This window comes from Pseudoduganella sp. S-14 (assembly GCF_049913285.1).
Lineage (GTDB): Bacteria > Pseudomonadota > Gammaproteobacteria > Burkholderiales > Burkholderiaceae_D > Rugamonas.
The window spans coordinates 1,767,238-1,791,402 of record NZ_CP183991.1; the positions used below are offsets into that span (position 1 = coordinate 1,767,238).

General features: G+C 61.8%; 14 protein-coding genes. 8 read left to right on the forward strand and 6 right to left on the reverse strand.

Going from position 1 to position 24,165, the window contains the following annotated elements; genetic code table 11:
• The first annotated feature begins 180 nt into the window (after positions 1-180).
• Positions 181-393 carry a hypothetical protein gene (locus tag ACN9MZ_RS08175; RefSeq protein ID WP_426341692.1) on the forward strand — a complete coding sequence of 71 codons (213 nt, stop codon included), beginning with the start codon at positions 181-183 and terminating at the stop codon, positions 391-393.
• Between the two features lie 52 nt (positions 394-445).
• Here ACN9MZ_RS08175 and ACN9MZ_RS08180 read toward each other — a convergent pair whose 3' ends face one another.
• Both ACN9MZ_RS08180 and ACN9MZ_RS08185 read right to left on the reverse strand, forming a co-directional pair.
• Positions 446-637, reverse strand: a complete 192-nt coding sequence (locus ACN9MZ_RS08180) for a hypothetical protein (RefSeq protein WP_426341693.1) — start codon at positions 635-637, stop codon at positions 446-448.
• A 154-nt stretch (positions 638-791) separates the two neighbouring features.
• A complete protein-coding gene (locus tag ACN9MZ_RS08185; protein WP_426341694.1) occupies positions 792-1,760 on the reverse strand; it encodes a helix-turn-helix transcriptional regulator in 969 nt (322 codons plus the stop codon).
• 92 nt (positions 1,761-1,852) lie between these two features.
• On the opposite strand from ACN9MZ_RS08185, the gene ACN9MZ_RS08190 reads away from it, so the two are divergent.
• Complete coding sequence (locus tag ACN9MZ_RS08190) at positions 1,853-2,431, forward strand: glutathione S-transferase family protein (RefSeq protein WP_426341695.1); 579 nt, start codon at positions 1,853-1,855, stop codon at positions 2,429-2,431.
• Between the two features lie 248 nt (positions 2,432-2,679).
• The gene (locus ACN9MZ_RS08195; RefSeq protein ID WP_426338545.1) at positions 2,680-3,684 is read left to right on the forward strand and encodes an IS110 family transposase; all 1,005 of its coding nucleotides are present in this window, start codon (positions 2,680-2,682) and stop codon (positions 3,682-3,684) included.
• A gap of 14 nt (positions 3,685-3,698) precedes the next feature.
• On the opposite strand, the gene glnE is transcribed toward ACN9MZ_RS08195, so the two are convergent.
• Entirely contained in the window at positions 3,699-6,416 is a 2,718-nt protein-coding gene (gene glnE / locus ACN9MZ_RS08200; protein WP_426341696.1) for a bifunctional [glutamate--ammonia ligase]-adenylyl-L-tyrosine phosphorylase/[glutamate--ammonia-ligase] adenylyltransferase, read from the reverse strand.
• A gap of 101 nt (positions 6,417-6,517) precedes the next feature.
• Between glnE and ACN9MZ_RS08205 the strand changes: the two genes are divergently transcribed.
• From ACN9MZ_RS08205 to udk, 4 genes are all read left to right on the forward strand, one after another.
• A complete protein-coding gene (locus ACN9MZ_RS08205; protein WP_426341697.1) occupies positions 6,518-10,681 on the forward strand; it encodes a YhdP family protein in 4,164 nt (1,387 codons plus the stop codon).
• On the forward strand, positions 10,678-11,475 hold the full coding sequence (locus tag ACN9MZ_RS08210) for a carbon-nitrogen hydrolase family protein (RefSeq protein ID WP_426341698.1): 798 nt from the start codon (positions 10,678-10,680) through the stop codon (positions 11,473-11,475). Before ACN9MZ_RS08205 ends, ACN9MZ_RS08210 begins: the two co-directional genes overlap by 4 nt.
• Positions 11,476-11,513: 38 nt before the next feature.
• The gene (gene tldD, locus ACN9MZ_RS08215; RefSeq protein WP_426341699.1) at positions 11,514-12,974 is read left to right on the forward strand and encodes a metalloprotease TldD; all 1,461 of its coding nucleotides are present in this window, start codon (positions 11,514-11,516) and stop codon (positions 12,972-12,974) included.
• 62 nt (positions 12,975-13,036) lie between these two features.
• Positions 13,037-13,669 carry a uridine kinase gene (udk, locus tag ACN9MZ_RS08220; RefSeq protein ID WP_426341700.1) on the forward strand — a complete coding sequence of 211 codons (633 nt, stop codon included), beginning with the start codon at positions 13,037-13,039 and terminating at the stop codon, positions 13,667-13,669.
• 57 nt (positions 13,670-13,726) lie between these two features.
• Here udk and ACN9MZ_RS08225 read toward each other — a convergent pair whose 3' ends face one another.
• Together ACN9MZ_RS08225 and ACN9MZ_RS08230 are read right to left on the reverse strand one after the other, a co-directional pair.
• Positions 13,727-16,570, reverse strand: a complete 2,844-nt coding sequence (locus ACN9MZ_RS08225; RefSeq protein WP_426341701.1) for a TonB-dependent receptor — start codon at positions 16,568-16,570, stop codon at positions 13,727-13,729.
• A 400-nt stretch (positions 16,571-16,970) separates the two neighbouring features.
• The gene (locus ACN9MZ_RS08230) at positions 16,971-19,634 is read right to left on the reverse strand and encodes a TonB-dependent receptor (RefSeq protein WP_426341702.1); all 2,664 of its coding nucleotides are present in this window, start codon (positions 19,632-19,634) and stop codon (positions 16,971-16,973) included.
• Positions 19,635-20,044: 410 nt separating this feature from the next.
• Here ACN9MZ_RS08230 and aroG point away from each other — a divergent pair, with 410 nt between their 5' ends.
• Positions 20,045-21,103, forward strand: coding sequence for a 3-deoxy-7-phosphoheptulonate synthase AroG (gene aroG, locus ACN9MZ_RS08235; protein WP_426341703.1), 1,059 nt, complete (start codon positions 20,045-20,047; stop codon positions 21,101-21,103).
• A gap of 124 nt (positions 21,104-21,227) precedes the next feature.
• Here the strand turns inward: aroG and ACN9MZ_RS08240 are convergent, their stop codons facing one another.
• Complete coding sequence (locus ACN9MZ_RS08240) at positions 21,228-24,020, reverse strand: TonB-dependent receptor domain-containing protein (protein WP_426341704.1); 2,793 nt, start codon at positions 24,018-24,020, stop codon at positions 21,228-21,230.
• Positions 24,021-24,165 lie beyond the last annotated feature (145 nt).

Below are 24,165 nucleotides of genomic sequence, written 5' to 3' on the forward strand. Positions count from 1 at the left end.
CAGGACTCAGCGACAAGAAAGCGCCCTGCGGGGCGCTTTTTTTTGCCACGCAATTTTCAGTGACTATTTAACAAAATTATTAATTGATAAAAACCTGGCGGCCTTTCTACAATGCCTTGCTCATCACAGTGAGTACTTTGTCTTTCCCCGCAATTTTTATAAAAAATGGAGATAAGTAAGATGAAGAAAGCGATTTACGCAATTGTGGCTTTGGCGACCGTGGCTGCTGCAGGCATTGCATATGCAATGCCTTCGTATGGCCGTTCCTACGAGTACTACGATGCAGAAGGCACCCAGATTGGCGGCGCAGAATTCAATTGCAGCGGCCATTGGTTCTACTGGGGCGATACCAGCGGCACCAAGGTCCTGGTCGAAACTTACGCCTGCTTTTAAAGACAAGCGAGCTGAGTGGTAAGTAAAAAGCGCCCAGTCGGGCGCTTTTTACTTACATGTCGCAACCAATGCGTTTGCCGTAAAAGCAGGCGTTCTTGTCACCGCCGTTGCATTTTACGATTAAGTCATAGCAGGTCCTTGGATCAGGCGCGGCGAGTGCGGTGTAGCTTGCGCCTGCGGCCATGCCGAAAGCCAAGATCAACCATACTTTTTTCAGCCCTGTCATTTTCTTGTCTCGCTCCATTAGGTTAATCAAGCCGGCGCTTGGCCGGGCGAGCACAGACTAGCGTTGGCGCGCGTTCGATCCAATTGTTTTCAGTCATAAAAATTCACTAATAATCACATTAACCAATACTGATGCATCGGTCACTGCGCGGCACCTGTCCTCGCCAGTTGAGCTAGCTGGCAAGGCGTGTCAGGCGGCCCGCTTCATCGCGAATGGCTTGGCGCAATTCCTCCGGCCCCTCGACTGTGAAGTCGAAATTCAAGGAGGCCAGCATACGCGCAAACCAGCTGTAGCTGGTGGTCGTCGTCTTCAACAGGACGCCTCCCTCCACCACTGCCAGGGGACCAATGTAGCGCCCCACCTCGCGTGCAGCGCCGGCCAGATCGGTATGCAGCAGCACTTGCACCGGGAGCGGACGCGGCAGTGTCGCCATTGCGTGCTGCAGCTGCGCGGCGGCATCAAAACTGTCGGGCTTGTCGAATAACGCGCCCGTCTCCGCAACGTCCGCAACGCGGTCAAGCCGGAATGAGCGGATCGCCAGCCGCAGCCGGCACATTCCCACCACATACCAGCGGGTATGGCTGAAGACCAGCCCGTATGGATCGAATTCGCGCTGCATCGATTCACCGTCCTGCGGCGTGTAGCGGAAGCGCACGCGGTGTTGCGTCTGCGCCGCCAGTGCCAGGGCGGTCAGCTCGCCGGTCAGGGCAGGGCGGGCAGTGCCCGAATGGGCCCAGCGCTGCTCCGGTGTGTCGAGCACGGCTGTCTCGCGCAATGCCTGCACGCTGCCTTGCAGGGCCGGCGGCATCACACGTTCCAGCTTGGCTTGCGCACTGGCTACCGAAGGCGCGGTGTCGGCCAGGCGCAGCGAGCGTACCGCCATCAGGCCCAGCGCCACGGCCGATGCCTCGTCATTGGTGAACATTAGTGGCGGCAGCTTGAAGCCTGGTACCAGCATATAGCCGCCATATCGTCCGCGCTCAGCCGTGATCGGAATGCCCAGCTCTTCCAGCATCGCGATGTAGCGGCGCAGCGTACGGCGGTCGATGCCTAGGCGTTCGGACATGTCGGCGCCGGAAATTTGCCGCTGGCTCTGCAGCAGTTCGAGGATGGAGAGGGCTTTGATGGCGGGTTTCGACATGATGCTGCAATCATGGCACGAAATCAGGGCGGATATTGTCCTATATTAGTCGGACAATGCCTCATCCCCAACAAGAACAATGAGGCAAGCACATGGAAACCATCCTGTACCACGGCGCACCGCAGGGCTGTGCATTCGGCGTGATCGTCGCCCTCGAATGGCTGTGCCGGCCGTACCGGCTGGTGCAGGTCGACCTGCCGGGCTTGCCGGTGCCGGTCATGCAGGCGGGCGGCAAGATGCTGCGCGATTGCCGCAGCATCCTGCGCCATATCGGCCAGCAGAAACGCTACTTGCTGGGCTACCGTGCCGGCACGGCGCAGGCGCGCAAGCTCGACACCCTGCTCGACTACCTGCATGAAGGTTTCGATGGCGGCCCGGCACGCATGGCGCTGAGTTGTTCCGCGCTGGATGAAGTGCTGAGCAGCCAGGAATGGATCGACGGCTGCAAACGCACTGTGGCGGACGCTGCCCTGGTGGCCGTGGTGCGCTGGGCACAGCGCGAAACAGGACTGGACCTGGCAGCCTACCCGGCATTGCAGCGCCACGTGACGGAGTTGCATGCTGACCCGGCCGTGTTCTTTGCAGATGCGATAGAAGCGCAACGGCCTGCCGTTAGCAGCGGCCGCTACCTGGGCAGCACCAGCCTCGACGAACTCCCACTCGCAGCCTAAAAGTCGAGGTCTGGCAATCCGCCATTTCGCGCAGCGGAATGGCGGATTGCCAGAGCTCGTATTGAATCTGCACCTTTGGAAGAAGATATTAGGATTCTGAAGGCGGCGGGGCAAGGTCTCACCGAACAGAGTGGAAGCCATTGAGCTTGTGGGTCAGATAGGTGACCTTGCCCACTTGTTCATCTGGACGCCGGACGGTATCTTAGGTCGCCCCTTGGGTAAGCCTGCATACGAGAAAGGTGGACGAGATGAATACGCCGGTCGTAGGGATTGATGTCAGCAAGCGTAAGTTGGATGTAGCCTTGCTAGTTGATGGCAAAGTCAAGGCGAAAGCAGTTCCGAACTCCCAAGAAGGATTCGCAGAGCTGGAAGTCTGGCTGAACAAGCAGAAGATTTCTCTGCTGGAAACCCATATTTGCCTTGAGTCGACAGGCGTCTATAGCGAACCTATCGCCCTGTATTGGTTTGACAAAGGGATTAAAGTCAGCTTGGTCAATCCGAACTGCATCAAAAGTTTTGGCAGCAGCGAGAATATCCGCAACAAGAACGACCAAGTTGATGCTGGATTAATTGCTCGCTACTGTGCAGCGATGGCGCCGCCATCTTGGGATGCGCCATCACGTGAACAGCGCCAGTTACGGGCCTGGGGCAACAGGCTGACTGCACTTCAAGATATGCGCCAGCAGGAGTTGAATCGTTTAGAAGCGCATGAAACAGCCAAACAACAGGATGTTATCCCTCATGTCCAGGCTCATATCAAATGGCTGGATGCGCAAATTGCGCAAATAGCACGGGATATCGACGATCACATTGACCGCCATCCAGGGCTTAAACAGGATGCAGAGCTCATTGAAAGCATTCCCGGGCTAGGCCGTACGACAGCGGTAAAGGTCTTAGGCCACGTGGGGGATGTTCGGCGCTTCGGAAATGCGAAGGCGCTTGCAGCGTTCATCGGGGTCACACCCAGGCAACGACAATCCGGAACCTCAATACGAGGCCGGACAATGATGACTCGTATGGGGAACAAACACCTGCGAGCAGCTTTATTCCTGCCAAGCCTCGTTGCAAAACGTCACAACCCTATCCTGAAGCAGTTTGGCCAACGTTTAGAGGCCAACGGCCTCTCCAAAATGGCCGTCGCCGGCGCAATTATGCGCAAGTTAGTGCACTTGATTTACGGGGTAGTTAAGTCAGGCAAGCCCTTTGACCCGAAATACATGGAAAAAAGGCTTGCCGTCCAAGACGGTATCTGACCCCGACTTTTATTTCAGAAGATGCTGTTCCAGAGGAGGCGGACGTTAGCGGCGTGGCCGGCGGCTTTTTCCATCGGGACGCGCGACTGGTCCTGGCCTTGCAGGCGCAACTGGTGCTGCCACTTGCGCATGTCGCGGTAGGCGTCGGCCACCGCGCCCGCCAGCGCGGCGTCCACCAGGCGCAGCTTGCCGGCCAGGTGCAGCAGGGCGATATTGCCGATGTTGCCGGTCAGCTCGCTGTATTGCGCAGCGTGCTGCAGCACCAGGTATTGCACGATGAACTCGATGTCGATCATGCCGCCCGCGTCCTGCTTGAGGTCGAACAGTTCGCTGCGGTTGGGGCGGGCGTCGCGCATGCGCTGGCGCATGGCCAGCACTTCCTGTTTCAGGGCGGCAGCGTCGGGGCGTTCCTTGCGCAGCACCTGGCAGCGGATCTGTTCGAAGCGCTGGCCGATGGCGGCGTCGCCGGCACAGAAGCGGGCGCGCGTCAGGGCCTGGTGCTCCCACAGCCAGGCCGAAGTCTGCTGGTATTTTTCAAACGAGCCGACGCTCGATACCAGCATGCCACTGGCGCCGTCCGGGCGCAGGGCGGTGTCGATGTCGAACAGGATGCCGGCCGGGGTGTGCGAGGTCATCCAGGTGATGAAGCGTTGCGCCAGCTTGGCGTACAGGCCGGGCGCGTCCTGGTCTTCATCGTCGAACAGGAAGATCACGTCGAGGTCGGAGACATAGCCGAGTTCCTTGCCGCCCAGCTTGCCATACGCGATCACTGCGAACTTGGGCACTTCCACATGGCGCTTGGCGACGGTTTGCCAGGCGGCCTTCACCACAGCGGCGACGATGACGTCGGCCAGGGCGGACAAATGGTCGGCCAGTTTTTCCACCGTCAGCGAGCCGGCCAGGTCTTGCGCCAGCAGGTGGAACAACTGGGCGTGGTGCACTTCGCGCAGGATGTCGAGCTGGCGCTCGGTGTCACCGGGGGCGGTGGCCAGTTGGCGCTCCAGCTCGGCTGCCACGGCAAGCGGGTCGAAGGTGGCGCTGAGGATGCGGTCGTCCAGCAGCTCGTCGAGCAGGATCGGGTGCTGGGTCAGGAATTTGGCGGCCCAGCCGCTGGCGTGCATCATGGTGATGACGCGCTCCAGCGTGTGTGGGTATTCGGTCAGCAGCGACAGGTAGGAGGAGCGGCGCGAAATCGCTTCCAGGAAGTCGAGCAGGCGCCCCAGCGTGCCGAGCTGGTTGCCTGCGCTGTTGCGCTCGGCGGCGCGGGCGATCTGGGGCAGGGCGGCGTTGACCAGGGCCACCAGGCGCTGGCGGCTGGCATCAGGCAGGGTGGCCAGCTTCGGTGCTTGCCAGGTGGCGATCAGGCGCTGGGCTGCGGCGGCCGGGTCTTCGTAGCCGAGGCTGGCAAAGCGCGCTTCGATGGCTTCGCGGTTATCGGGATCGGCGCATTCATTGCTGGTGGCGGGATCGACATCTTCGCTGCCGTTGCTGCTTTTATCGGCGAAGATGGCATCAAATTGCTCGGCGACGTACTGTCGGCGTGAATCCATTTCCGCCAGCAGGGTGGCGACGTCAGGCAAGCCCATCATCTGCGCCACGGCCAGGCGGTCGGCTTCGTTCGGCGGCAAGGTGTGGGTCTGGGCGTCGTCGAGGTATTGGAGGCGGTGCTCGAGATTGCGCAGGAAGGTGTAGGCGTCCATCAGGCGCGCGACCACGTCGGCGCCCAGCAAGCCTTTTTCCGGCAACTGGCGCAAGGTGCCGCGCGTGGAGCGGCCGCGCAGCTCGGGATCGCGCCCGCCGCGGATCAACTGGAAGACCTGGGCCAGGAATTCGATTTCGCGGATGCCGCCGCGGCCCAGCTTGACGTTGTGGCTGCGTTCCGGGTGCAGCCTTTCCTGGCGCGCCACCTCGGCACGGATCTGGGCGTGCATGGAGCGGATGGCGTCGATCACGCCGAAATCGAGGTAGCGGCGGAAGCAGAACGGGCGCACGATGGCGTCCAGGGCTGCGATGTCTTGCGCGCGGCCGGTGACGGCGCGCGCCTTGACCCAGGCATAGCGTTCCCACTCGCGGCCTTGCACGATCAGGTAGTTTTCCACCATGCCCAGGCTGGCCGCCAGCGGGCCGGAAGCGCCGTTCGGACGCAGCGCCATGTCGACCCGGAAAGTGAAGCCGTCTTCCGTGATTTCCGCGATGGCGGCAATCAGCTGCTTGCCGAGGCGGACGAAGTACTCATGGTTGGAGAGCTGGCGCTGGCCGGCACCGGCCGCAGTTTCGCCGTCTTCCGGATAGACGAAGATCAGGTCGATGTCGGACGACACGTTCAGTTCGCCGCCGCCGCCTTTGCCCATCGACAGCACCATCAAGTGCTGCTCTGCGCCCGATTCGGCGCCCATCGGCACGCCGTGGGCGGCCCGCATGGCCGCGTCCAGCTCGGCCAGGTGGCGCTCGATCACGAAGTCGGCCAGCCTGGTCATGGTGGTGACCACTTCGTCCAGGTCCGCCTTGCCCTCCAGGTCGCGCCGGATCAGGGTGGCCAGCACCAGGTTGCGCAGGCGGCGCATGCCGCGTGCCAGCGGCAGGTCGCCCTGCTCGTTTGCCAAAACCTCGGCAAAGTTCAGCGTGGCAAGCGATAATTGCGATAGGGCATCTATTTTGGCCTGGCGGGAGGCATCGGCGGCCAGCCAGCGCTGGTAATAGCGGGATGCGGAAACGAGTGCGGAGGTGCTCATTGACAGATGTTAGAGAGTGTAAAAAGCCTGCGAAACCGTGCCTATTGGAACATAGTTTAACGGGGCGGTGCGGTAAAATGCTGTATTGATAAGGGCCTGGCTTGAGCGTATTGAAGGACAACCTGGTAGAGCAGATCGAAGCAGTCGAGGCCCCGCTCAAGGAGCGCTGGCATCGCCTGCAGGCCGCCTATCGCTTCTGGAACCTGGCTACCCATCACGTCCTCGGCTTCACCATCAAGCTGGCGCTGCTGCTGTATTTCGCCTTTACCATCGTGTTCCTGGCCCTGCGCTGGGTGGTGTTGCCGAATATCGACCATTACAAGCCCGACATCGAACGCCTGGCCAGCCAGGCGGTCGGCAAGCCAGTGGCGATCGACCGCATCTACGCTTCCTGGAAGGGACTGCGCCCGCAACTGATCCTGGGCGACGTGGTCATGCGCGACGCGCGCGGCCAGCAGGCGCTGCACCTGCCCAGCGTTTCGGCCACGCTGTCGTGGTGGAGCGTACCGGCCGGCGGCCTGCGTTTTGAATCGCTGGAATTCCACCGTCCCGAAGTCGACGTGCGGCGCGAGGCCGATGGCAAGCTGTACGCCGCCGGCATCTATATCGACCTGGAAAAGAAGGGCGATGGCAAGAGCGCCGACTGGCTGCTGTCGCAACGCGAGGTGGTGGTGCGCGACGGCCGCATCGTCTGGACCGACCTGCAGCGCGGCAGCGCGCCGCTGCAGCTCGAGAATGTGACGGCCCTGATGCTGAACAAGTGGCGCCGCCACCAGTTTGCCTTCAAGGCCACGCCGCCGGCCGCGATGGCGGCGCCACTCGATGTGCGCGCCGATTTCAGCCACCAGCCGTTTTCCCGTATTTCAGACGTCAAGCACTGGAAGGGCGAGGTGTATGCTGAACTGCGCCATGCCGACCTGGCGGGCTGGAAGCCTTACCTGCCCGGCAAGCTTGACGTGCAGTCCGCCAGCGGCGGCGTGCGCGCCTGGCTGAGCATCGATAATGCGCGCCCGGCGGCCATCACGGCCGACGTCGCGCTGGACAATGTGGTGGCCACCCTGGGCAAGGATTTGCCGCAACTGGACGTTGCGGCCCTGCGCGGGCGCGTGACCGCCAGCGAGGAACATGCCGCCACCCTGGTGGCCACGGCCGGCACGCCAGCTGCCATCACGCGCTCGCTGGAATTGAAAGACGTGACGCTGCGCACGCGCGACGGCGTCGAGCTGGCGCCGACCACCGCGTCGGCACGCCACGTGACGGCTGCCCAGCAGCCGTCCTGGACCGAAGTCAAGGCTGCCGCGCTGGACCTGGAAATCCTGTCCGAACTGGCCACCCGCCTGCCGCTGCCGCAAGTGCAGCGCGACCTGCTGGCGGAAGCTGCGCCGCGCGGCCGCGTGCGCAACCTGGTGGCTGAATGGCGCGGCCCATTGTCGGCAGCCAGGGACTACAAGCTGAAGGCGGACCTGGACGCCCTGGGCATGGAGGCGCTGGCTGCGCGTCCCGCCGTGCCGCGTTCGGCCAAGGCCCTGCCGATGCCGGCGCTGCCCAACCTTCCCGGCTTCGCGAAACTGAGCGGCCATGTCGAAGCCGGCGAGCAGGGCGGCAGCGTGGCCTTCGATGCGCCCGGCTTCACGCTGGCGATGCCGGCCTGGTTCGATGACGAGCCTATGGAATTCGAGCAGTTCAAGCTGAACGGTAGCTGGTCGCTGGCCGATGCCAGGCAGCTGGCGGTCAAGCTGGAGCAGCTGGAGCTGGTACAGGAGGGCATGCACCTCAGGCTGGCCGGTAGCCATAGCGTGCCGCGTGGGCAGGGCGCCAAAGGCCCCGGCGTGTCCGACTTCACCGGCAGCATCGACAACTTCGCCATCAACCGCATTGGCCGCTACCTGCCGAAGCAGACGCCGGAACACACCCGCCAGTGGCTGGTGGGCGCGCTGGAAGACGGCGTGTTGCAGGAGACTTCGCTGCGCCTGCGCGGCGACTTGTCGCACTTCCCGTTCAAGGAGGGCTCGCCGGACAAGGCCAAGGGCGAATTCCGCGTGGCGGGCCGCATCGTGGACGGGCGCCTCAACTATGAACCGGGCTATTTTGCCAAGGATGGCAAGACCCCGGTCTGGCCGCTGGCGGAAAAGATCCACGGCAGCATCGTGTTCGACCGCGCCCGCATGGAGATCAAGGCCGACACCGCACGCACCCTGGGCGTCGCGCTCTCCAATGTGAAGGCGGTGATTCCCGACCTGAGCAGCCACGACAGCATGCTCGACATCGACGGCACGGCTGCCGGCGCGATGCAGGACTTCCTCAAGTACGTCACGGCCAGCCCGGTGCTGGAGTGGATCGGCCACTTCACCGAGGAAACCACTGCGAGCGGCAATGCCAGGCTGGCACTCAGCCTGCACTTGCCGCTGTCGCACATCATCGACGCCCGGGTGCAGGGCGGCCTGCAACTGCAGGGCAACGACGTGGTGCTGTGGCATGACATGCCAACCGTGGCCGGCGCTACCGGCAAGATCGAGTTCAATGAAAAGGGCGTCAACCTGAACAACCTGGCCGGCACCTTGCTGGGCGGGGCGCTGTCGGTGAGCGGCGGCAGCCAGAAGGATGGCAGCATCCAGGTGCGCCTGGGCGGCACGGCGACGGTGGACGGGTTGCGCAAGCAATACCCGAGCGCCGCGGTGCAGCGCCTTGCCAACCACCTTGGCGGCGGCACCAGGTTCAGCGGGCTGGTCACGGCTCGGGATCACAAGTACGAAGTGGCGATCGATTCAAACATGCAGGGAGCGAGCCTGGATTTCCCGGCGCCGCTGAAGAAAGCAGCGGGCGACAGCATGCCGCTGCATTTCCAGCTCAACGGCGGCAGCGCCAACGAGCAGGGCGTCGCGCGCGACGATATCCGCGTGACGCTGGGCAGCGGCTACGCTGCGCGCTACCATCGCCAGCGCGTCAACAAAGGCCCGTGGAAGCTGGTCAACGGCGGCATCGGCGTCAACCTGCCGGCGCCGGAACCGGACAGCGGCATGATGATCAATGCCAGCCTGAAGTCGCTGAACGTGGATGACTGGATCGACCTGGCGGCCGAAATCGCCGGCAAGGACGAGCATGAGCCGGCCGGTGGAGCGGCCGCCCACGACGCGGCCGAAGGGGCCGATATCTCGCAGTACGTGGTGCCGGAAATCATGGCCGCGCGTGCTGCCGAGCTGATAGTCGGCGAGCGCAAGCTCGATAACGTGGTGGCTGGCGTCACCCATAGCAAGGGCGTGTGGCAGGCCAGCATCGATTCGCAGCAGGCGGTCGGCTACATCACCTGGAACGAATCGCCGACCGGCAAGGGCGTGGGCAAGGTCACGGCACGCCTGTCGTCGCTGACCGTCCCCGAATCGCAGGCGGCGGAAGTCAAGGATCTGCTGGAAAGTTCGACCAATGCACCGACCATCCCGGCGCTGGATATCGAGGTGCAGCGCCTGGAATGGTTCAACCGGCCGCTGGGCCAGCTCGAACTGCATGCCTACAACGCGCTGATCACGTCAGCACGCGAATGGCGCATCAGCAAGCTGTCGCTGGTCAATGCCGACGGCGAATTGAGCGGCACCGGCCGCTGGCAAAGCAAGGATGGCCAGCACAACACCTCGCTCAACTTCAATATGGATATCCATGACGCCGGCAAGCTGCTGGAGCGCTTCGGCTTCAAGGACACGCTGCGCAACGGCAAGGGCAAGCTGAGCGGCGATATCGCCTGGAAGGGCTTGCCCTACCATATGGACCTGCCCAGCCTGTCGGGCACGCTGGCGCTGAACGTGGAGAAAGGGCAGTTCCTGAAGCAGGATCCGGGCGCCGCCAAGCTGCTCGGGGTGTTGAGCTTGCAAGCCTTGCCGCGCCTGCTCAAGCTCGATTTCAACGACGTGTTTTCGGAAGGCTTGCAGTTCGACGGCATCACCGCCAACGCCACCATCAACCACGGCATCGTCAAGACCGATAACCTGAAGATGCACGGCGTCCAGGCCACGGTGCTGATGGACGGCTCGGCCGATATCGCCAACGAATCGACCAACCTGCGCGTGGTGGTGATCCCGCAGGTCAACCTGGGCACGGCGCCGCTGGTGTATGCGCTGGCCGTGAACCCGGTGATTGGCCTCGGCAGCTACCTGGCGCAGCTGTTCCTCAGCGCGCCGGTAATGAAGGCGCTGACTTACCAGATGCAGGTGACCGGGCCGTGGAAGGCCCCCGTCATTACCAAGATCGAAAATCCGAAGGAGCCGACGCCATGACCAAAGTCTCAGCGATCCAGATGGTATCCACCCCCGTCGTGGAACAGAATATCGCTACCGCCACCCGCCTGATCGGCGAAGCTGCCGCGCAGGGCGCCAAGCTGGTGCTGTTGCCGGAATACTGGGCCATCATGGGCATGAGCGACAGCGACAAGGTCGCCAGGGCGGAAGCGCTGGGCAAGGGCCCGATCCAGGACTTTATGTCGGCCATGGCGCGCGAACATGGCATCTGGCTGCTGGGCGGCACGCTGCCGCTGGCTTCCGACGATCCTGAGCGTGTCATCAATACCACGCTGGTCTACGATCCGCAGGGCAAGCATGTTGGCCGTTACGACAAGATCCACCTGTTCGGCTTCACCAAGGGAAGCGAGTCGTATGACGAGGCGCGCACCATCGTGCCGGGCAAGGCTGTCGGCACGGTCGAGACGGCCGTGGGCAAGGTCGGCATGTCGGTCTGCTACGACTTGCGTTTCCCCGAGTTGTACCGTGCCATGGGCCCGCTCGACCTGATCGTGGTGCCGGCAGCCTTTACCTACACCACCGGCAAGGCGCACTGGGAAATCCTGTTGCGCGCCCGCGCCATCGAAAACCAGTGCTATGTGCTGGCTGCCGCGCAGGGCGGGACGCACGTTAACGGCCGCCGTACCTGGGGCCATTCGATGCTGATTGACCCGTGGGGCGAGGTCAAGGCTGTGCTGGCGGAAGGCGAGGGCGTCGTGACCGGGGAACTGGACCCGGCCTTCGCCCATGGGGTGCGCGAGAGCTTGCCAGCGCTGAAGCACCGAATCCTCTAAAATTCGGCTAAGAGCACATTTAAAAGAATTCTTCTCATATGAAACCATTCGACCCTAACCTGTCCGCCATGGCCGCAGCGAAAGATATCTTGCTGACGCCGTTTGGCCTGGATGAAAGCAAGCTGCTGAAAGCACTCGGCAGCATGTTCACCCATAAGGTCGACTACGCCGACCTGTACTTCCAGTTCACCAAGAACGAGGGCTGGAGCCTGGAAGAAGGCATCGTCAAGACCGGTTCGTTCTCGATCGATCAGGGCGTCGGCGTGCGCGCCGTGTCGGGCGACAAGACCGCCTTCTCCTATTCCGATGAGATCTCCGAAGCGGCGCTGCTGGACGCTGCCGCGGCAACGCGCACCATTGCCCGCGCAGGCGCCGGCAAGATCAAGGTGGCCGGCAAGATGACGCCGGTCGGCGGCCGTTCGCTGTACATGCCGCATGACCCGCTGGTGTCGCTCGATGCGGCGTCCAAGGTCAAGCTGCTCGAGCGCGTGGAGAAGATGGCGCGCGCCAAGGATCCGCGCGTGGTGCAGGTGATGGCTGGCCTGGCTGGCGAATACGACGTGGTGCTGGTGGTGCGCAGCGATGGCGTGCTGGCGGCCGACATCCGCCCGCTGGTGCGCGTGTCGGTGACCGTGATCGTGGAGCAGAACGGCCGCCGCGAAGTCGGCTCTTCCGGCGGTGGCGGGCGCTATGAATACGGCTATTTCACCGATGCGCTGCTGGACCAGTATGCCACCGATGCAGTGAAATCGGCCCTGGTGAACCTTGATTCGCGCCCGGCGCCGGCCGGCCCGATGACCGTGGTGCTGGGCCCGGGCTGGCCGGGCATCCTGCTGCACGAAGCGATCGGCCATGGCCTGGAGGGCGATTTCAACCGCAAGGGTTCTTCCACCTTCTCCGGCCGCATCGGCGAGCGCGTGGCAGCCAAGGGCGTCACCGTGGTCGATGACGGCACGCTGGCCAACCGCCGCGGTTCGCTGAACATCGACGACGAGGGCAACCCGACCCAGTGCACCACCCTGATCGAAGACGGCGTGCTGAAGGGCTATATCCAGGACACCATGAATGCGCGCCTGATGAAGATGAACGTGACCGGCAATGCGCGCCGCGAGTCGTTTGCGCACCTGCCGATGCCGCGTATGACCAACACCTATATGCTGGGCGGCGACAAGGAACCGGAAGAGATCTTGGCTTCGGTGAAGAACGGCATCTACGCGGTCAACTTCGGCGGCGGCCAGGTCGACATCACCAACGGCAAGTTCGTGTTCTCGGCTTCCGAGGCCTACATGATCGAAGATGGCAAGGTGACCTATCCGGTCAAGGGCGCCACCCTGATCGGCAATGGCCCGGACGTGATGAACCGCATCACCATGATCGGCAACGACATGAAGCTCGACCCGGGTGTCGGCGTGTGCGGCAAGGAGGGGCAGAGCGTGCCGGTCGGCGTCGGCCAGCCGACCCTGCGCCTGGATGGCGTGACAGTCGGCGGAACCGCCTAAAACGGGTGCAGCGCAAAGACCGGGTAAAATACCCGGTTTTTTTTGCCTGGGACGGAAATCACATGAACAATTCGCGCAACAAACCCTTCGTGATTGGCGTCGCAGGCGGCAGCGGCAGCGGCAAGTCGACGGTCACGCGTGAAGTGCTGAAATCCTTTGGCTCGGAAGTGGTGTCGGTTGTCCTGCAGGACGACTACTACCTGGACCAGACCCACATGTCGCCCGAAGACCGGCGCAAGGTCAATTACGACCATCCGGAAGCCTTTGACTGGGCCCTGATGATCGAACACCTGCAAAAGCTGCGTGAGGGCCAGTCGATCGAGATGCCGGTGTATGACTTCTCCATCGACAACCGCACCACGCAGACCATCACGGTCAAGCCGGCGCCGGTGATCGTCGTCGAGGGCCTGTTCGCGCTGTATGATGCCGACCTGCGCAAGCAGATGTCGCTGAAGATCTTCGTCGACACCGCAGCTGACGTACGCTTTATCCGCCGCCTGCAGCGCGATATCGCGGAGCGCGGCCGCAGCACGGAGAGCGTGATCAACCAGTACATGGAAACCGTACGGCCGATGTACAAGCAGTTCATCGAGCCGACCAAGCGCCACGCGCATGTGATCCTTCCGCACGGGGCCAACGGGCCGGCGGTGGATATCATCACCACCAAGGTAGCGAGCCTGATCAAAGGCGAGTGATCAAAAAAAAACCGCGCCCCGAAGGGCGCGGCTGTCGGGGCGAGGTGCCCCGCCTGCTTAGAACTTGTAGCGCATGCCGATGTTGAAGTAACGGCCCAAGGCGCCGCTGTAGTCCAGCGGGTTGTAGCTTTGGGCGCCGTAGGTCAGCGGGTCCAGCGGAGCTTTCTTGTCGAACAGGTTGTTGATCGAACCGAACAGCTCAGCGCGGTCGCTCAGGCGATAACGGCCCACCAGGTCGAACGTGGTGAAGGACGAGATCTTGCAACCTGCTGGAGCTGGCTCACCGTTAGCGAAGTGGGACGCGCAACCATCAGGGTCATCCTTGAAGTTGATGTTGTCCAGCTTGTCGCGGTAGGTCATGTTCAGCGACATGCGCAGAGCATCACGTTCCCAGGTAACGCCCAGGTTCACGCGGTTGTCTGGCGTACCCATGCAGTTGGTGGCGTCGCAGTTACCGTGGGTACCAGCGAAGTCACGCTTGCTGCCATCCTTCTCTTCACGCTCCATCTTGATCAAGTGGGTCCACTTGGCGTCGATGGTCAGGGTGCCATTGCCGTCGCCCAGCGCGAAGCTCTTGCGTGCATCCAGGTCGACACCGCGTACGATGGTCGAAGCCGAGTTCACGTAATTGGCCAGCACGGCGGTGATAGCCCCTGGATCGCCAGGAATGTTGGTGGCGGTCGAAGGGTCACGTGCTACGTGGCCAGCAGCGATTGCGGCATCGGTCTGCTCCTGGTTGATCTCGTTGGTACGCTTGATCTGCCAGAGGTCGAGAGCGAGGCTGGTACGCGGCATTGGATCCCACAAGATGCCCACCGAGTAGCTCTTCGAGCGTTCCGGCGACAGGGCTGGGTTCGGGCTGGTAATGATAGCGACCGATGCAGGGTTACAGGCCGATGCTACGCCCAGGGCGCAACGTACCGGGTCGGTTGCGGTGGAGAACGCCGCCAGGCCGCCTTTGCCGTTTTCCGCTGCGCTTGGGGCACGGAAACCACGCTCCGCGTTGGCGCGCAGTGCGAAGTTGCCGGTCGGATTCCATTTCAGACCCAGCTTCGGTGTGTAAGAATTGCCGACGTCAGAGAAATGGTCCCAACGAATTGCGGTTTGCGCTTCCAGGGTCTTATGCAGCGGGATCGCCATTTCAGCGTATACCGCACTTTCGTTACGCTTGCCGTCATAGGCCGAGTAACCCAGACCGATGATGTTGCCCTTGTCGGTGCCTTCGGTTGGGGCCAGGCGGGTCTCGGCGCGGCGGTATTCTGCGCCGAATGCCAGGCCAACCGAACCGGCTTCCCACTTGGCGATTTCACGCGAAGCCTTGAAGTCGATTTGCGAAATGCTGGTTGCTGCATCGTTGGAAATGTTCGGCGACAGAGCGGCGTACAGTTCGCGCGAGTTCAGGCCGGCGTTCTCGCCGATGCGCCAGAAGCTGCCGGCAGGCAGGGCTGCGTAGCGCGCGTTGCCCATGGCCGCGGCGACGTTGGCTGCGGTCGGATTCAGCAGGGCGAAGGTAACATCGCGCTGCAGGTAGCCGCTACGCTCGTTGCTGACCTTGGTTGCCGAGTACAGGTACGCGGTGTCGATATCCCAGCCGGCAGCAGTACCCTTCACGCCGATCAGGGCGCGATAGAAGTTGGAGTCGACGTTGCTTACACGTGGGCCAACGTCCGCAGCCAGATAGCGCAGGCGGGCGGCGGTGCCGAAGTAAGGGTTGTCAGGGTGGGCTGCACCCAGGGCCACGGCCGCATTGCTGACCGGACCGCCAGGATAGCCAACGCTGCCGGAAATGCCGGATGGCGTGCCGCTGGCAATCGATTCGCTGCGGTAGGCATTGCCTTCGAAGTAGGCTTGCCAATCCTGGCTCAGGTTGACGGTGGCACGGGTGAACAGGTTGGCAGTCTTCTGGCGTGGCTGGATCTGGCCGTATTCCTGCGCGGCGTCGGTCAGGCAGCCGCCCAATGGGTCGCCTTGCGGATGGCTGGTCAGCTTGCTGCAGTCTGCGCCTGGGAAGGTGCGGGTGAAGCCCACGCCAGCCAGGTTGCTGCGGCTGTAGTAGTCCAGAGTCGTTGGATTGCGAACGTTACCGACGATGGAACTGCCGGCCAGGTTGTTGTCGACGATGGCGCCGGTCCCGCCCAGCGATTCCTGGGCGCTGAAGCCGAAGTCGCGCAGGTCGCTCTTGCCGATGGCGCCGCGGTCGCCGCGGTCGCGGTTCCATACTTCGCGCTTGAGACCGAACTCAGCGTTGAACAGCACGTTGTAGCGGTCGCTGTCCAGGTCACCGAAGCCGGTGGTCAGGGCCAGGCGGGTATCGCCGCCGTCGCGTTCTTGCGACAGGCCTTGGCTGGCGCGCACGGTGGTGCCTTTGATTTCCTTGCGCAGGATGATGTTGACCACGCCGGCAATCGCGTCCGAACCGTACAGGGCGGAGGCGCCGCCTTTCAGCACTTCAACGCGCTCGACTGCCTCGGCAGGGATCACGTTCAGGTCGGAGAACACTTTCTGGCCGTCGTCAGCCAGGCCGTACGGTGCCATGCGGCGGCCGTTCAGCAGTACCAGGGTGGAAGCTGCCCCCAGGCCGCGCAGAGAGATGCCCGATGCACCGGAAGCGAAGCCGTTACCGAAGGAAGTCGGGACCGAACCCTGGTTGTCGACTGCCAGCGTTTGCAGCAGTTCGGCGACGGTGGTCTTGCCGGACTTTTCAATGTCCGCACGCGACAGCACCTGGATCGGGTTCGAGGACTCGGCTTCGGCACGGCGGATGTGCGAGCCGGTGATTTCAACGCGCTGGATTGGCGCGGTGGCCTGCTGGGCTTGGGCGGCCACAGAAGACAGCAGCAGCGGCGCAGCCAGGTAAGGCAGGCAGCGGCGCAGATTCACAACCAGTTTCTTTTGTTGCATTGAACATTCTCCAAAAGGTGGGGATAACTCTTTTGCAAGAGATCTATCTTTTATAATATTTTTCAATTGGCAAGGGAATAGGGCGTTACAAAAAATCTTTGCCGAAAATAACTTTCAATTGAGAAGTAGCAATTGCGCAAAACTGGCCAAATGTCGCGAACTGTAGTGAAATCGAGGAAATTACCTGTGTATACGACTTTTTCGGTGGTTTCACTTAATCTTTCGGGTTTCTTTCCGAGCGGCGATTGTGTAACAACCGGTTCGCGTAAAAACAACAGAATTACCGGCAGAAAGCTAAACAAGCCGACCAATTAAAGAACCCCAATTGTTGGATGCCAACAATTGGGGTTTAGTTTTAGATACTGTATTTCTCTTTAGCTTACGTATTATTACGCACGAGTCAGAAGGTGTAGCTGGCGCGCAGGTAGATGGCGCGGCCGATCGGGTCGGAGTAGCGCGGGTCATACCCCTTCTGGAACACGGTGCCCTGGTTGGTGAACGGCGGGTCCTTGTCCAGCAGGTTCTTCACGCCGCCAGTCAGGGTTACGCCCTTCCAGCCGGTGTAGGTCGCAGACAGGTTCCACAGCTGGTAGGAATCGACCTTGTTGAAGAATTCCGGCGCCACGAAGTTCTGGTCTACATAACCGGACTTGAAGTTCTGCGACAGCGTCGCGCTCCATGGGCCTTCGCGCCAGGTCAGCGAGGCATTGTGGCGCCAGCGCATGATCGGGCCGTTGTCGCCGTAGGTGCCGACGTTCTGGACGTACACGCCATCGCGCTCGTTCTGGTACTTGTAGCTGTGGACCCAGGTACCGTCCAGGGTGAAGCTGAAGTTGCCGTATGCGGTGTGGCCCGAGCTGATGGTTGCGCTCAGGTCGATACCGTCGGTCTTCACGCGGCCCAGGTTTTCGTTCAGGTCCAGGATGGCGAAAGGCGAGCCGTCCGGGTTGCGCAGGAAGCGGTCCTTGTATTTGGCGTAGTTGCCGTAGATCGCTTGCTCCGGCAGTGCGCCGATCTTGTCCTTCAGGCGGATATTCCAGTAGTCCAGCGCGATGGTGGTATTGCGTACCGGCTCGAACACGGCGCCGAAGGAGAAGGTCTTGGATTTTTCCGGCGTCAGCGCAGCATTGCCGCCTTGCAGCTTGAACTGCTGCAGGTCGCAATCGCGCAGCGGATTGGCGCCAGGCTGCGGTACGCCGCCTGGGCACAGGATTGGGTCGTCGTAGGAATTGCTGGTGTCGTTCTTCGACTGCGGCGCGTTCTTCTCGAACAGGGTCGGGGCGCGGAAGCCGGTGCTGGCCGACGCGCGCAGCAGCAGTTGCTGGGTTGGCTGATAGCGCACCCCCAGTTTCGGGTTGGTGGTGCTGCCGGCGTCGCTGTAATGGTCGTAGCGCACGGCTGCCTGGATGTCGAGGTCCTTGACCAGCGGCACGCTCAATTCGCTGTACACCGCTTTCACGTTACGCGAACCGGTCTTGGACTGCGAACCGGACAGGCCGGAACTGGAGGCCTGGCCGGCGATGTCGCGGTTGACGTTGAAGTCGGCGTCTTCCTTGCGATACTCGGCGCCCAGCGCCACGGCCATGGCGCCGCCGGCCAGCTGCATTACGTCGCGCGAGCCCTTGATGTCAAAGGTGGTGGACTTGTTCTTGGCGTCCTGTACCTTGCCGCGCAGCGCCACGCTCTCGAGGTAGGCGCGGCCGGCTTCGTTTTGCAGGCCGAAAGGATTCAGGATGCCGTTCTGTACGCCGGCGGCGAAGCCTGCGTCCTGCACATAGCCTCCAGTGAAGACTTCCTCGGACTTGCTGACCGAGTGGTTCAGGCCAGCCTTGTAGTCCCAGCCTGCGGCGATGCCTTCCAGCGCGGCCACCAGGCGGTCGCCTTCACCCTTGGAGTTGATGCGGCGCTGGCCGGCTTCCGTCGGACGCCAGTTGACTGACAGCGGCTCGCCTGACAGGTTGGGCTGGGCCGGTACGCCGCCCGAGTTGCCTGGGTAGTAGGGGCTGGTGATGGGCAGGGAGAGGCCGGTTTGCGGCGGCGGCGCGGTGCGCGAGACGACCTTATTACGCGAGTGCAGGTATTCCAGGCTGGCCGTGGTATCGGCGTTCAGCTTGAACGCTGCCTTGCCGAAGAACACCAGGCGGTCCTGTTCGGGCAGGTCGTCGATCTGACGCGTATAGTCCTGGCGGCAGGTGCCGTCTGAAGCGCGCGGCAGCGAGAACGGCGGCAGGCAGCCGCTGGCAAAGCCCGGGTTACCTGTTGCTTCGGTGACTGGATCGAAGTAATTGCCGGGGAAGGTCGTACCGGAGGTGCCGTCCGATACGGTCATCCCGCGCTCGGGGATCACGGCAGTCTTCGAGAAGTCGCGCTGCTGCGAGGTCAGCACATCCTGCTTCTGCCAGTCCAGCACGCCCATCAGGTTCCAGCCGTCCTGGTCGAGGTTGCCGGCGCCGCTGACGATATTGGCGCGGCGTTCCTTGCCACCCGATTCGCGCGGCAGCATGGTCTCGGCCGTGACGGTGGTGCCCGTTACGGACCGCTTGGTGATGAAGTTAATCACGCCACCGATGGCATCGGTCCCGTAGATGGCTGAAGCACCGTCGCGCAGCACTTCGACCCGCTCCAGGGCCGCCACCGGGATCACGTTCAGGTCGACGCTGGCGCCATCATACGGGTGGTTGGCAATGCGGCGGCCATTCAGCAGCACCAGGGTCTTGTCCCCGCCGAGGCCGCGCAGGTCGGCCACGGCCTGGCCGCCGGTCGGCAGCCCGCTGGCATTGCCGCCCACCACGTTGCCGGCGCCCATGCTGGTCTGGTTGGAGGGGATGCGGTCCAGCACTTCCTGGGCGGTGGTCAAGCCTTGCTTGGTGAATTCCTCAGCCTTGAACACGGAAAGCGGCTGGGACGTTTCCGATACCAGGCGCTTGATGGAGGAACCGGTCACTTCGACACGGATCATTTTTTCTTCGGGAGCCTGTTGCTGCGCCATGGCCGGCAAGACCGCCAGTGCGCCGAATGCTGACAACAGGGAGTAGATCAGAGATTTAACCTTGATTGTAGCCAACGTACTTCTCCTCAAATAGAAGTGTTTCAGGGCCGATGGAAGTGCCGGGCTTAAGCGCTTGCAAAGGTTGATCAAATTCTATTTGATATCTGATAACATCCGTCGGAAACGTCCGGTCAGAAACATGTAATGTTGCGCCCGCGCATCTACTTTCAATTGACAAGCAATCGAAAGCCTCGCTTGCAATAGCCCTTAACTGTTGTTATAGTGGATCGAAATCCAGGGAACTCTCGTCATGCATCTGCACTTTTTTGCCGGCTTTTTTTACTTTAGCAATTCCAACCCAAAGGCGGTGGAGTAGCGGCCGGTTCACGTAGCAGCAAAGCGAGATCCCAGCAGATACCAAGACAAACCGCCAGTAATGGCGGTTTTTTTTTACCGATTTTATTTAAGTCTCAGGAGAAACCATCATGCAACGTACCGACGACCTGCGTATTCGTGAAATGAAGGAGCTGACGCCACCGTCGCACCTGATTCGCGAATTTCCCTGCACGGAAGCGGCATCCAACACGGCATCCCAGGCGCGCGTCGCGCTGCATCGCATCCTGCACGGGCAGGACGACCGCCTGATGGTGGTGATCGGTCCATGTTCGATCCACGACCCGAAAGCCGCGCTGGAGTATGCGCGGCGCTTGGCGCCGGTGCGCGAGCGCCTCAAGGGCGACCTGGAAATCGTCATGCGCGTGTACTTCGAAAAGCCGCGCACCACGGTGGGCTGGAAGGGCATGATCAATGACCCCTACATGGACAACAGCTTCCGCATCAACGATGGCCTGCGCATGGCGCGCGAACTGCTGCGCGACATCAACGAGATGGGCCTGCCGGCCGGCACCGAATTCCTGGACGTGATCAGCCCGCAGTACATCGCAGACCTGATCTCCTGGGGCGCGATCGGCGCCCGCACCACCGAATCACAGGTGCACCGCGAACTGGCTTCGGGCCTGTCCTGTCCGGTGGGCTTCAAGAACGGCACGGACGGCAACACCAAGATCGCCGTGGAAGCGATCAAGGCCGCATCGCAGCCGCACCACTTCCTGTCCGTGACCAAGGGTGGCCACTCGGCGATCGTGTCGACCAATGGCAATGAGGATTGCCACATCATTCTGCGCGGCGGCAAGACCCCGAACTATGATGCGGCCAGCGTGGAAGACGCGTGCAAGGCGATTTCCGGCTACGGCCTGGCAGCGCGCCTGATGATTGATGCTTCGCACGCCAACTCTTCGAAAAAGCCGGAAAACCAGGTACCGGTCTGTGCCGACATCGCGCAGCAAGTGGCGGGCGGCGATACCCGCATCGTCGGCGTCATGGTGGAATCGCACCTGGTGGCTGGACGACAGGACTTGGTGCCGGGCAAGGAATTGACCTACGGCCAGTCGATCACCGATGGCTGCATCGACTGGGATGCCAGCGTGCAAGTCTTGGAGAACCTTGCCGCGGCGGTGCGCCAGCGCCGCCTGCAAGGCGAATAAACCTTCGGTTTGAGCCTGTCCGAAGGGACAGGCTCGATCTGCGAAGGCTGCACGCTGAAGAAGAAAAAAACCCCACCTGCGCATTGCGCAGGTGGGGTTTTTTGCACTCAGGCTACTTCAGCGATCAGTACTTGTACGTTGCGCCAACGTAGTAGGTACGGCCGATCGGGCTGGCGTAGCGTGGGTCGTAGCCCAGCTGGTGGGAACCGGTGTTACGCAGCGACAGCGGTGGGTTGCGGTCGGTCAGGTTCTTCACGCCGAAGGTCAGGTCCAGGCCCTTGATGGCGCGGAAGGTGGTCTGCCAGTCGAAGGTGGTGTAGCTTGGCACGTCCAGCTGCACGTCCACGCAATCCTGGTTCGCATCGTTGGTGTTGACAGCGCAGTTTTCCACGTCGTGGTGCTTGTCCTTGTAACCGTTGCGGAAGTTGCCGGTCAGGTTGTGGGTGAAGCGACCGATGTCGTAGGTCAGGCTGGTAGCGATCACGTTGCGGAACTGCACAGCGTTATCCGAACCGTACACGTTCAGGCTCGATTCCCAGGAATCGTCGGTACCTGGAGTGGTGTACTTCGAGTGGTAAATGTAGGTACCGGCCAGGCGAGCGGTCAGCTTGCCTTCCCAAACCTTCTCGCGGAACTGGAAGTCATAGTCCACGCCCTTGTTTTCCTGACGGCCGATGTTGATCGGCAGCAGTTTGATAGCCAGGGTGTCCAGTCCGGTAGAAGCCTTGTGCTTCACGGTGTACAGATCGATGTACTTGTTCGGGTTGGTGGCGATCAGGTCTTCGCTGACGCTGGTCACTGCATCGCGGATTTCAACCGACCACAGGTCGACCTTGGCGCTGAAGTTCGAGGTTGGCTCGAACACGGCACCCAGGGTCCACTGGCGCGATTTCTCTGGCTTCAGGCCGCTGTTGCCGCCCTGGAATACTTCCAGCTGGCCGCGGGTGTCGCAGTACTGGGCCAGTGGGTGGTTCTGCAGGCCGTTGGCTGCGCTCAGCGGGCAGTTGTAGGTACCGCCGGTCACGCCGAAGTCAGCCAGTGGCTGGCCGATCTGGGTCATGGAAGCGACCTTGAAGCCGGTGCCGTACGCGCCACGGAATACCATGGACTTGGTTGGCTGCCAGCGGGTGCTGACCTTGAAGGTGCCGGCCGACTGGTCGTCGCCGACCTTGCCGCCGTTGAGGTCGTCGCTCAGCTTGGTCACGCGGTCATAGCGTGCCGAGGTGGTGACGGACCAGTCCTTGGTGATCGGGGTTTCCAGTTCGCCGAACAGGCCGCCGCTCTTGCGCGAGAAGGCGTATTCAGGCTGGTTGTCGTCGAACAGGATTTCCGAGTGAGCCACGGCCTGGTTGGCGCGCTGCGAGAACTTGGTCTTGCGGATGTCGACGCCAACGCCCAGCATGGCCGGGCCGGCTGGCAGGGAGAACGCTTCGCGCGAACCGTGCATATCCCAGCCGTACACCTTGATGTCGGTGGTGTTGTAGTTGCCGACGTACTGGGTGGAGCGCAGAACGTCCTGCATGTCCGATGGCATTTCGCCCAGGGCATATGGGAACGGATCCAGCTTGCCGGAGGCAATTGCTGCGTCGAACTTGTCAGCCAATGGGAAGCCGCCCAGGTAGTTCTGTGGTTGCTTGTTGCGCGAGTAGATCAGGGCGGAATTGATATCCCAGCCTGCGGCATTGCCTTCCACGCCAGCAACGATGTTGGAAGCCTTGCTCTGATAGTCGTAAGCGCGGCCGCCCAGATCTTGCAGGCGGTACTTGACGGTGGCCGAAGTCATGCCGTTCAGCTGCTCAGCGGTCAGATATGGCTGTACGTATTTGGCGAACAGCGGGCTCGACTTGGCCAGCGAGAATTCAGCTGGATAAGGAGCGATGGTGGCGTAGATGTCCGATTTGTTGTAGGAGATATCGGAGAATGCTTTCCAGCCGGAGTTGCCCAGTTTCAGGCTGCCGGAAGCCCAGAAGCCATCGCGCTTGACTTCAGGAGCGATTTCCACCGAGCTGGTGTAGTCGAAGTAGCACTGGCCATCGCCCAGGTCAACGTGGGCGGCAGGGCATTTGCCGTTGATCTTGAGGTATGGGTTGACCGAGACCGACTTCTTGGTGCCGGATGCGTTCAGGTAGCCAACCGTCACGTTCGGAGGAATCGAACGGGAAGAACCGTTGAAGAACTGCAGCGGGGTGCCAGTCTTAGGATCGTTGAAGTTGATGATGCCGGTCTTGGCGAAGTCGCGCTGCGATGCCTTCAGGCGGTCGGAATCCTGGTGGCTGTAGGACATGAACAGGCTGTAGCCATCGTTCTCGTAGTCGCCGAAGCCTTTGGAAATCGACACGGTGCGGTCTTTGCCGCCTGGGTGTTGTGGACGGCTGTATTTAGCGTCGATGGTCAGGGGAGCTGCGCCCTTCTTCATGATGAAGTTGACCACGCCGGCGATCGCGTCGGCGCCGTACAGTGCGGAAGCACCGTCGGTCAGCACTTCGATACGCTCAACGGCTGCCAGCGGAATGGTGCTGATGTCGATGGTGGTGCCGGAGGTCGCAGGTGCGATACGGCGGCCATTGACCAGGACCAGGGTATAGGATTCGCCAACACCGTGGATGGATGCGGTGGTCAGGCCGCCGCCGCCGCCGCCGACCGAGTCGGACGATGCGGTGAAGCCCTGCATCACAGGCAGTTGCTGGATGAAGTCGGTGACCGAGGTGACGCCAGTGCGCTGGATATCCTTCTGGCTGAAAGTCTGAACCGGCAGCGATGCCTCGGCAGCGATGCGCTTGATCGAGGAACCGGTGATTTCCACGCGTTGGATTGGCTGTTCAGCTGCTTCTTGTGCGAATGCGGCGTGCATGCCAAGCGCCAGGCCACCCGCGCAGATCACGCGGACCGAGCGGGACAGAATGGTTTCCTTCAACATATCTTTGATACTCCCAAGAATTACAAACTGTTTAAGGCCGTTGCCAGCCCTTAATTTTTGTTTGACGACAAACAGTGCAACTTGTGGTCTCTGCTTTACGTCCGCGCTTATCAAATCATTCATTGACGAAGTGTGTCAATGAGAA

Excerpts from the sequence above, each read along its gene's own strand:
- ACN9MZ_RS08190 (WP_426341695.1), top strand. The coding sequence starts at position 1,853 with ATGGAAACCATCCTGTACCACGGCGCACCGCAGGGCTGTGCATTCGGC.
- ACN9MZ_RS08185 (WP_426341694.1), bottom strand. The coding sequence starts at position 1,760 with ATGTCGAAACCCGCCATCAAAGCCCTCTCCATCCTCGAACTGCTGCAG.
- ACN9MZ_RS08240 (WP_426341704.1), bottom strand. The coding sequence starts at position 24,020 with ATGTTGAAGGAAACCATTCTGTCCCGCTCGGTCCGCGTGATCTGCGCG.
- tldD (WP_426341699.1), top strand. The coding sequence starts at position 11,514 with ATGAAACCATTCGACCCTAACCTGTCCGCCATGGCCGCAGCGAAAGAT.
- ACN9MZ_RS08210 (WP_426341698.1), top strand. The coding sequence starts at position 10,678 with ATGACCAAAGTCTCAGCGATCCAGATGGTATCCACCCCCGTCGTGGAA.
- ACN9MZ_RS08175 (WP_426341692.1), top strand. The coding sequence starts at position 181 with ATGAAGAAAGCGATTTACGCAATTGTGGCTTTGGCGACCGTGGCTGCT.
- ACN9MZ_RS08180 (WP_426341693.1), bottom strand. The coding sequence starts at position 637 with ATGGAGCGAGACAAGAAAATGACAGGGCTGAAAAAAGTATGGTTGATC.
- ACN9MZ_RS08225 (WP_426341701.1), bottom strand. The coding sequence starts at position 16,570 with ATGCAACAAAAGAAACTGGTTGTGAATCTGCGCCGCTGCCTGCCTTAC.
- aroG (WP_426341703.1), top strand. The coding sequence starts at position 20,045 with ATGCAACGTACCGACGACCTGCGTATTCGTGAAATGAAGGAGCTGACG.
- ACN9MZ_RS08195 (WP_426338545.1), top strand. The coding sequence starts at position 2,680 with ATGAATACGCCGGTCGTAGGGATTGATGTCAGCAAGCGTAAGTTGGAT.
- udk (WP_426341700.1), top strand. The coding sequence starts at position 13,037 with ATGAACAATTCGCGCAACAAACCCTTCGTGATTGGCGTCGCAGGCGGC.
- glnE (WP_426341696.1), bottom strand. The coding sequence starts at position 6,416 with ATGAGCACCTCCGCACTCGTTTCCGCATCCCGCTATTACCAGCGCTGG.